This window comes from Enterococcus sp. (assembly GCF_032555305.1).
GTDB lineage: Bacteria > Bacillota > Bacilli > Lactobacillales > Enterococcaceae > Enterococcus_A.
The window spans coordinates 61,856-70,580 of the sequence record NZ_JAWGOQ010000026.1; the positions used below are offsets into that span (position 1 = coordinate 61,856).

The window sequence follows — 8,725 nt, forward strand, 5'->3', positions numbered from 1 at the left end:
TTTAATTAAAAAAATCACTAACTAAAATTTTTCATATGGGAAATGACTTATAACAGTAAATCGAAATTTGAATTCCTTGTTTTGATAATCTTTATGCGAGTTTTCATCTGTTAAATGGAGATTATTGCCTTGTCCCATATTTTTTAAAAATAACTACTAAATTGGTCCAAAAAAAAGACCCTTGAATCACTTGACTTGCAAAGTGATCAAAGGTCTTGAAAATGAACGATAGCCCGCTCAATTAAGAGCAGGCTATCTAACTAATCAATATTTATTATTCTAAAGTTGAGGGTGTTGACTATTACTAAAAATTAACTATTTCTCGTTTAAACGATGTATTCCCAAATCCTTCTAATACATCCTTGTAACCCTATAGTTACGCCAGTTTGATTAAATTTCATCAAAATGAGTTAAAGTGTCGCATAAAAATATTTTTCGTGTTCTTACACTATAACATACTTTTTTAGCAAATAATAATGTTGAAATCAGCGATTTTCCGATTCTTTCCGATTATTTAATAATTTTATCGGGATAAAGCTCTCCATTTGTGCCCAGCCCTGCTGCTCGATAATCTCTTTGGGTGTAATGATGTGTCCCATTAAAAAACGTTTGTCCGTAACGTCTAACTCAAGCTGGTCATGAGCTTCAATATATTTTCTCGCTTCTTCGAATAATCTTTGACTGGCTTCCTCATCGCCGTCTTTATAGGCATAAGTTAAATAATAACCGCCTTCAAAATCAATGACTTCATGATCTTCTGCCTCCATGTCGTCCGTCAATGCATAGATCCAGACCATCCCGCCCGCCGACGGATCAAAATATAAGAAATCTCTGGGCATAAAAGAATCACGCGGACTAGGAAAAATCTTTGAAAAATAAGCATCGAATCTACCGAGAGTTCCCTGTTCCGAAAAATCAAATTCGGGATCAGGACCCGACGAAGCCGCTTTAAAGGAAGGAAGTTCAATCATTCTAAATTCCATAACCACACCTCACTTATCATAGTCCAATCATTTTAGCATTGTGTGGATGAACATTTCAAATACGCAATGGAACTAAAAGCTTGAAAAGATCAGATCATTAACGCCAAAATAATTCAGTCCGTATGAAAACAGGACTAGCCCATTGATAACAAAAGAAAGGACGATGATCGCATAACGAATCGTGAAATACGAATACCCCTCTGGTCGATAGCCCGCGTATTTCTTTCCATGATAACCGATCATAATGATCAGCAGCAGAATAGTCATCACTACTTGAAAAATCAACCCCAGCAAATAGGTCATTGCTCCTCCATGATTTAACTGAAGAAAGTAGCCGCCAAGAGTCAATAGATCGATCAAAATTGCGATAAATGGCATAGTAGTCTCCTCTTTTTTTATACTGTCACCCGATCAAATAGAAATACTGACAAAACAGAAGGCATAACTGGTGACTTTACAAAAATCTTAGCATAACTATTTTGAAGAGCAGAATAACTTGCTCTGTTTAACCTGTGTTGACAATACGACTAAAGCAAGATATATTTATATGACTAAATAATTTTATTAGTCATATAAATATATAGGAGAATGATATGCCAAAGTTCAGTGAACAGGAACGCCTAGTTATCGCTCAAAAATTAATGACTGCAGCGGAAAAGCTTTTTAGTGAATACGGACTTAAGAAGGTCACTGTTGAAGAGATCGCAAAGGCAGCAGCGATTGCCAAAGGTTCTTTTTACGCTTTTTACCCTAGTAAGGAAGAGCTTTATTTTGCTATCTTAGTGAATTGTCAGAAGGACATGTGGCAAAAGATGGACACCTATTTGACACAAAACAGCACCTTAAAACCTAGAGATTTAGTAAAAAAGACGATGTTTTATATACTTGAGCTAATGCAGCACTACCCTCTGATCAAAAAAACAGACAGCGAAACAATGACCATCTTGTTCCGTAAGCTGCCTGCGGATGTGGTGGAAAATCATTCTGGCGAAGATGCGGAAGCGTTGAATCTTTTTATGAATTACGGGGTACGCTTCACCCAACCAATCGAAGTTGTTACAAAAACCTTTCAAACTCTTTATGGCGGAGTCGTTCTGTTAGAGGCGGAGAATGAGGAAATGCGTTGGCAAGTTTTGTCTGTCATGATGAATGGTCTGGTCAATGAATTAGTGGAGGAATGACGATGATCCGTGTTGAAAATCTCTTTTATCAGTATCCCAAGAATCAGGAGGACACGTTGAAAAGTATCCGTTTTGAAGTAAAAAAGGGTGAAATCTTTGGGTTCTTAGGTCCATCCGGTGCGGGAAAAAGCACGCTGCAGAATATTTTGACAGGCACTCTGACTGGTTATCGCGGAAAGGTATCAGTGATGGATCATTCTCTCAAGCATTTAGGGGAAGATTACTATGAAAAAATCGGCGTCGATTTTGAGTTTCCAAATTTTTATGGCAAATTTACTGCCTTGGAAAATCTCACTTATTTCTCTTCTTTGTATAGGCGAAAGACTTTAGACCCTTGTCCTTTTCTGGAACAAATGAACTTGTTGGAGGATGCTAAAAAGCCTGTCAATCGTTTTTCAAAAGGAATGAAAACACGACTAGGTTTTATCCGCTGTCTGCTCCATGATCCTGACCTTTTGTTTCTGGATGAACCAACGAGCGGGCTGGATCCATCGAACGCGCGAATACTTAAAGATATGGTCAAAGAATTACAACAGGCGGGAAAAACGATTATCTTGACGACACATAATATGCATGATGCAGAAGAACTCTGCGATCGAGTCGCCTTTATCGTTGACGGTGAGATTCGAGCCCTCGATACTCCGGCGGCTTTTCGTCATCCAAGCGAGAAAAATTTGGTTACGTATACTTTTTTTAATCAGGAAAAAATGGAAGAAAATTGTCAGATACCGTTGGATGAATTGCATTCTGATTTAAAATTTCTGCGTTTAATGACAGAGAAGAAAATTACTCGAATCCATTCAAGCGAACAAACGCTGGAAGATGTCTTTCTTTCTTTGACTGGAAGGACGTTGCAATGAGACTGCTGTGTGTACTCAAAAATGATATCCGCTATCAAGTTCGCTACGGCTTCTACTTCATTTATCTCATTCTGACGATCATGTATATTTTGATCCTCAATCAAATAGAGGCTCCAACAATCAAGCGTTTAGCGGGAACCCTGATCATTCTTAGCGATCCCGCTGTATTGGGCTATTTCTTCATCGGCGGCATCTGGCTGCTTGAAAAAGAAGAGGGACTGCATCGTTATACCGCGATTGCCCCTTTGAAAAATTCGGAGTATGTCCTTAGTAAAACATTCTCTTTAGGACTTGTTTCGACCTTTTCCGCAACGATCATTACTGGAATTACTATGCCTTGGGTGAATCTCTTGGTGCTCGCTAGTACTGTCTTTCTATCTTCTTGTTTCTTTACCTTGATCGGGTTGCTTTTAGCAACCTTGGCAAAAACGGTCAACGGCTATTTAATGATCAGTGTGCCGCCAGCTTTATTGCTTTTGACTCCTGGAGTCTTGTCGCTATTTGGGATCAACATGCCTTTTGCTGCAATAATACCGGGAACATTCGTCTTCACTCTAATCAGGGATGCCTTAAACAACCAGACTGAATCTATTTTTCTCAATATTGCTGTCTTACTCTTTTGGACCATTGTACTATTCGTATACGTTTGTCATTGTGTTGCAAAAGATCTTGGACCTTCAAAGTTTTCAGCCCAACGTGTTTCAGTTCGTTAAGAAAGAAGGGAAAAAAAATGCGCTCAACACTTACCATCTTTTCAATTGGGTTTCGAGTCATTTTACGAGATACAGTTATGTTGGTTTTGATCCCTGCACCTTTTCTGGTTGGAGCTGCTTTTCATTTCTTACTACCTTGGCTGAATCATTTTCTAGCACAACGTTTCGCTACCACTATTGAAAATTATTATGCCCTGACAGATGGGGTGATGATGCTCTTATCTCCTACTTTGCTTACTATGTCGAGTGCCTTCCTGCTCTTGGAAGAAAGTGATGAAGGGATCAGCAGTTACTATCAAATCACACCGGCTGGCCGGCTGCATTACTTAATGGCACGCGTTGGAATTCCTTCACTTTGGGGATTATTTTGCAGTGTTCTGATAGGTCTCGTATTTGGATTATCAGCGATCTCTTTTCCGAACATCCTTGCGATTTCCTTCATCGCTACTTTATTTAGCTGTGCTGTTGCTATGATGATCGTCAGCTTTGCCGCCAATCGTGTGGAAGGTTTAGCGATCTCCAAACTTACTGGGATTACGTTGATTGGTGCTTTGATTCCTTGGTTTATTACCGACTCTTGGCGGTGGATCGTCGGTATTCTCCCAACTTTTTGGTTAGGTCGACTGACACAAGGAACATCCTTTGGTTTTAATCTATTTCTAGGGATAGTGACGAGCCTACTTTGGATCGCTTTCTTTACAAAGAAATTTTTGCTGAAAATTAGTCATTAAAAAAGGACGAAACTCGAAAAAAGTTTCGTCCTTTTGCTCTATTCATTTAGCCTACGATCGCACCGTTTGGCATATCTTTTGGTGCTTCTACGACCTTTAATGTACCGTCGGGCGCTTCAGCTGAAAGAATCATTCCTTGGCTGATCTCACCGCGCATTTTGCGTGGTTTTAGATTAGCTACGATAATCAGCTTTTTGCCAACTAAACTTTCTGGATCGGCATAAAATTCGGCGATTCCAGATAGGATTTGTCGGTCTTGTTTATCGCCTGCGTCTAAGCGGAACTGCAATAGCTTGTCAGCACCTTCAACCTTTTTGCATTCCATCACTTCAGCGACCTTTAATTCAACTTTATCAAAGACATCAAATTTGATTTCTTTATCCTTAACTGAAACAAGTTCTGTTTCTTCAGGATTCCATTTGATCTTTTCTTCTTCAGGCTTGCTGCCTTGTGACATTTGTTCTTTGATATAAGCAACTTCTTCTTCCATATCCAAACGAGGGAAGATTGGCTTGCCCTTTGGTGTCACCTTCGTGTTTTCTGGGAACTCACCGAAATGGATTGTCGCTAAGTTCATCATGTCCGTATTCAAACCTAATTGTTCAAAAATACGTTTAGGTGTTTGGGTCATGATCGGTTGCAAAAGAATCGCTACGATCCGCAGACTTTCCGCTAAGTGAACCATTACACTGTCTAGTTCCGCTTTGCGTTCTTCGTCTTTAGCTAAGACCCATGGTTCTGTTTCGTCAATGTATTTATTCGCACGAGAGACCAATGTCCAAACTTCTGCTAAAGCATTGTTGAATTCCATTTTGTCCATCGCTTCACGGTAACGGCTGACCACGTTCGCAGCTGTCGTTGATAATTCGCTATCAAAATCCGTAACCAGCGATTTATATGCTGGGACAACGCCATCACAATATTTATTGATCATAGCAACGGTACGATTCAATAAGTTTCCAAGGTCATTAGCCAAGTCGTAGTTTACGCGAGAAACAAAATCCTCCGGTGTAAACACACCGTCTGAACCAAATGGGATCGCTCTTAATAAGTAATAACGCACAGCATCCAAGCCGTAACGTTCAACGAGCATTTCAGGATATACGACATTGCCTTTAGATTTAGACATTTTGCCGTCTTTCATCATCAACCAGCCGTGACCGTAGATTTTCTTCGGTAATGGAATCTCTAAAGCCATCAACATGATTGGCCAATAAATCGTATGGAAACGAACGATTTCTTTACCGACCATTTGGACATCAGCCGGCCAATATTTCTTGAATAAGCTATCATCATCTGAGCCATAGCCCAAAGCGGTAATATAGTTTGATAACGCATCGATCCATACATAGACGACATGTTCAGGATTCGCGTTGACTGGGATTCCCCAATTGAAGGTCGTACGAGAAACAGCCAAATCTTCCAAACCAGGCTTGATGAAGTTGTTGATCATTTCATTCTTACGTGATTCTGGTTGGATAAATTCAGGATGTTCATCGTAATAGGCCAATAAACGATCCGCATATTTGCTCATCCGGAAGAAGTAAGATTCCTCGCGAACCAATTCAACTTCGTGACCACTTGGCGCTTTCCCGCCGATCACATTGCCCTCTTCATCACGATAGACTTCATCCAATTGTGTTTCCGTAAAGTATTCTTCATCAGAAACAGAATACCAGCCTTCGTATTCCCCAAGATAGATATCGCCTTGATCTAATAATTGATCAAAGATTTTTTTGACCGCTTCCTTGTGATAATCATCGGTCGTGCGGATAAATTTGTCGTAGCTGATGTCTAACGTCTTCCATAATTTCTTGATGTCCGTTGCCATCTTGTCCACATATTCCTGTGGTTCTACGCCAAGCTCATCGGCCTTCTTCTCAATTTTTTGTCCATGTTCATCGACCCCAGTCAAATAGAACACATCAAAGCCCATCATGCGTTTGTAGCGAGCAATCGCATCACAGGCAATCGTTGTATAAGAATTCCCAATGTGCAGTTTGCCACTTGGATAATAAATTGGCGTGGTGATATAAAATGTTTCTTTCTCTGCCATAAGGCTCCTCCTTTTAAAATAGATTCCTACGTAGTATACCACAAAATGCTGGATGGATTGAGCGTTGCAACTATTTATTTGCTGTTTGAGAAACATGGAAATCGCACGCTGTAAATTCAACGTCAAATATCATACAATAAGAACAAAGGAGCTAATTCAAATGTTGAATATCAAACCCATTTCGGAACTACGAAACTACTCAAAACTACTAGAAGAAGTGAAGCCGAATGCGCCTGTGATCTTAACGAAAAATGGTTATGGAAAATACGCTATTATTAATTTAGAAGAATATGAACGTTTCTCAGCGGGCTTGGAGCTCTTCGAAATTGTTAAAGAGGCAAAAGAGAGCGGGGCTATGACGATAGAAGAAGCTGCAGAAAATATGGGATTGAGTTATAAGTCGACCCTATTCAATAAAGCTCACTAAAAAGACCACAAATGATTTGGATACGATTTTTAATTATGTAGGCGAAAATTTTGACACATCATCCGCACAAAAAGCACTTGAGAAAATCTTTAAAGCATTCCAATCAATTGCTGAATATCCGAAAATCGGCAGCGAGCTTATATCTTTTAATCTCGAATTAATCAATCATTGTTTTTATCGCCAAGAAAAAAATTCTATTTTGTATGAAGTTGAAATAACGGATAAAACGATTTTGATTTTACACGTCTTTTCCAATAGAGAAGTTATTATAGAGAAAATTGCTGAAATAGCTGAAAAAGAAGAGGAACTTTAATTAGGTTCCTCTTCTTTCTGTTTTATTTATTAACAGACAAATATTTAGCTAGACTACTTTCGAATAAATAATTGTGTACCGTATACCGTAACGCCATGAACTTCCAAGCCAATTCCTATATATTGATAACTTGGATCAACCATATTTTTGCGATGTCCTGAACTAGCTTCCCACATTTCAAACATTTCATTTCCTGCAGCTACTCCAGATGTTAGTTGAGAAGGTAATCGAGCAACATTTTCACCGATTGCAACATAAGTGATTCCTGCAGCATCTACCGCCGTAGTATAACTATACCCGTTTGGTCGAGTATGTGAAAATCGCGACTTCAATTCCCCAGAACGCATAGCTGCTACAGAGCTTAATTGGGTATCCTCTTTAAGCAAAGGCACTCCTTCTTCTTGCCGCAATTTATTTACTCTATCCAAAATAGTTTTTTTCATTATTGGGAGTTCTGAATCTGGCATATACCGGACCAAGAAACGTGAAACGTTAATGCTATACTTACGTGTGGCTCCTCCAACTCCAGTGTAGTTATAATAAAATTTCATCGCTAAATCAAATTCTTTAGGATCCAAATCTAATATCTGATTTGATACTTCGACTTTTTCATTTGGTAGAACTGTCTTAGTTACAGTCTTTAGGTAGGTCCCATCTGCAATGACATCTATTTTAATGACATCAAATGCTAAATTATTGTAGGTAAAGGTGACTTCCATGTCTTTCGTTACTGTAACATCCTTTGTTGGATTCCCGGACAATTTATACCCATCGAACGTTTTAGACTTAACAGTATACTTTGTTCCGGCTTCGACTGGAAAGTTCTCTACTCCCAACTGTTTATCATCGTTCCCTAGATGGATAACCTTCACATTGTATTTTATTGCATCTTTCGTGTATTTAAATGTGAGGCTCTCATTTTTAATTACTGAATCAATGGATTTGGTCTTATCTGCTGGCACCACTGTGTAGCCGGTTATTGTTGGGGCTGCCATATAGAATGGCTTCCCGTGCTCTACAGTCTGCGTTGTTGCAGTCTTGATGCTGGTTCCATTTTCATCTATATACTTGATCGTAATCGTATACTTATTTTTCGTATAATTGATTGTCACTGTCTCATTTTTACTTACTGATGCAATGGTTTTAGTCTTATCCGCATCCTTTACTGTGTAGCCGGTTATGCTTGGTGCCGCTATAGAGAATGTTTTCCCTTTTTCTATCTCGGTTTTTGTTGCGGTCTGGATTTCATTATTTGTCGCCGTATCAATATATTTGACTGTAATCGTATACTTAGTAACCGGAACGACATTCTTCGTATAATTAAACGTCACCGTCTCATTTTTACTTACTGACGCGATGGATTTGGTTTTATCTGCTGGCACTACTGTGTATCCTGTAATTCCTGGAGCATTCATTGAAAATGCCTTTCCGTGCTCTACAGTTTGTGTTGTTGCTGTTTTG

General features: G+C 39.2%; 10 protein-coding genes. 6 read left to right on the forward strand and 4 right to left on the reverse strand.

Going from position 1 to position 8,725, the window contains the following annotated elements:
• Positions 1 to 485 precede the first annotated feature (485 nt).
• Together E6139_RS17045 and E6139_RS17050 are read right to left on the reverse strand one after the other, a co-directional pair.
• The gene (locus tag E6139_RS17045) at positions 486 to 983 is read right to left on the reverse strand and encodes a hypothetical protein (RefSeq protein WP_316404578.1); all 498 of its coding nucleotides are present in this window, start codon (positions 981 to 983) and stop codon (positions 486 to 488) included.
• Between the two features lie 72 nt (positions 984 to 1,055).
• Positions 1,056 to 1,361 carry a hypothetical protein gene (locus tag E6139_RS17050; protein WP_316404580.1) on the reverse strand — a complete coding sequence of 102 codons (306 nt, stop codon included), beginning with the start codon at positions 1,359 to 1,361 and terminating at the stop codon, positions 1,056 to 1,058.
• Between the two features lie 215 nt (positions 1,362 to 1,576).
• On the opposite strand from E6139_RS17050, the gene E6139_RS17055 reads away from it, so the two are divergent.
• The 4 genes from E6139_RS17055 to E6139_RS17070 are packed head-to-tail and all read left to right on the forward strand — an operon-like array spanning position 1,577 to position 4,468.
• On the forward strand, positions 1,577 to 2,164 hold the full coding sequence (locus E6139_RS17055) for a TetR/AcrR family transcriptional regulator (RefSeq protein WP_316404582.1): 588 nt from the start codon (positions 1,577 to 1,579) through the stop codon (positions 2,162 to 2,164).
• A 2-nt stretch (positions 2,165 to 2,166) separates the two neighbouring features.
• Positions 2,167 to 3,024: an ABC transporter ATP-binding protein gene (locus tag E6139_RS17060; RefSeq protein WP_316404584.1), complete on the forward strand. Its 858-nt coding sequence runs from the start codon at positions 2,167 to 2,169 to the stop codon at positions 3,022 to 3,024.
• Positions 3,021 to 3,737, forward strand: coding sequence for a hypothetical protein (locus E6139_RS17065; protein ID WP_316404585.1), 717 nt, complete (start codon positions 3,021 to 3,023; stop codon positions 3,735 to 3,737). The genes E6139_RS17060 and E6139_RS17065 overlap by 4 nt, the downstream gene beginning before the upstream one ends.
• Before the next feature lie 17 nt (positions 3,738 to 3,754).
• Entirely contained in the window at positions 3,755 to 4,468 is a 714-nt protein-coding gene (locus E6139_RS17070) for a hypothetical protein (protein WP_316404587.1), read from the forward strand.
• A gap of 46 nt (positions 4,469 to 4,514) precedes the next feature.
• Here the strand turns inward: E6139_RS17070 and metG are convergent, their stop codons facing one another.
• Entirely contained in the window at positions 4,515 to 6,620 is a 2,106-nt protein-coding gene (gene metG, locus E6139_RS17075) for a methionine--tRNA ligase (RefSeq protein WP_316404594.1), read from the reverse strand.
• A gap of 64 nt (positions 6,621 to 6,684) precedes the next feature.
• On the opposite strand from metG, the gene E6139_RS17080 reads away from it, so the two are divergent.
• Both E6139_RS17080 and E6139_RS17085 read left to right on the forward strand, forming a co-directional pair.
• The gene (locus E6139_RS17080; RefSeq protein ID WP_316404589.1) at positions 6,685 to 6,951 is read left to right on the forward strand and encodes a type II toxin-antitoxin system prevent-host-death family antitoxin; all 267 of its coding nucleotides are present in this window, start codon (positions 6,685 to 6,687) and stop codon (positions 6,949 to 6,951) included.
• Positions 6,952 to 6,967: 16 nt separating this feature from the next.
• Positions 6,968 to 7,264 carry a type II toxin-antitoxin system RelE/ParE family toxin gene (locus E6139_RS17085; RefSeq protein WP_316404590.1) on the forward strand — a complete coding sequence of 99 codons (297 nt, stop codon included), beginning with the start codon at positions 6,968 to 6,970 and terminating at the stop codon, positions 7,262 to 7,264.
• Positions 7,265 to 7,317: 53 nt separating this feature from the next.
• Here E6139_RS17085 and E6139_RS17090 read toward each other — a convergent pair.
• A partial coding sequence (locus E6139_RS17090; RefSeq protein WP_316404592.1) for a MucBP domain-containing protein occupies positions 7,318 to 8,725 on the reverse strand: 1,408 nt, incomplete at its 5' end.

Bases quoted from the DNA above. Each gene is read 5' to 3' on its own strand.
- E6139_RS17045 (WP_316404578.1), bottom strand. From the start codon at position 983: ATGGAATTTAGAATGATTGAACTTCCTTCCTTTAAAGCGGCTTCGTCG.
- E6139_RS17050 (WP_316404580.1), bottom strand. From the start codon at position 1,361: ATGCCATTTATCGCAATTTTGATCGATCTATTGACTCTTGGCGGCTAC.
- E6139_RS17055 (WP_316404582.1), top strand. From the start codon at position 1,577: ATGCCAAAGTTCAGTGAACAGGAACGCCTAGTTATCGCTCAAAAATTA.
- E6139_RS17060 (WP_316404584.1), top strand. From the start codon at position 2,167: ATGATCCGTGTTGAAAATCTCTTTTATCAGTATCCCAAGAATCAGGAG.
- E6139_RS17065 (WP_316404585.1), top strand. From the start codon at position 3,021: ATGAGACTGCTGTGTGTACTCAAAAATGATATCCGCTATCAAGTTCGC.
- E6139_RS17070 (WP_316404587.1), top strand. From the start codon at position 3,755: ATGCGCTCAACACTTACCATCTTTTCAATTGGGTTTCGAGTCATTTTA.
- metG (WP_316404594.1), bottom strand. From the start codon at position 6,620: ATGTTTCTCAAACAGCAAATAAATAGTTGCAACGCTCAATCCATCCAG.
- E6139_RS17080 (WP_316404589.1), top strand. From the start codon at position 6,685: ATGTTGAATATCAAACCCATTTCGGAACTACGAAACTACTCAAAACTA.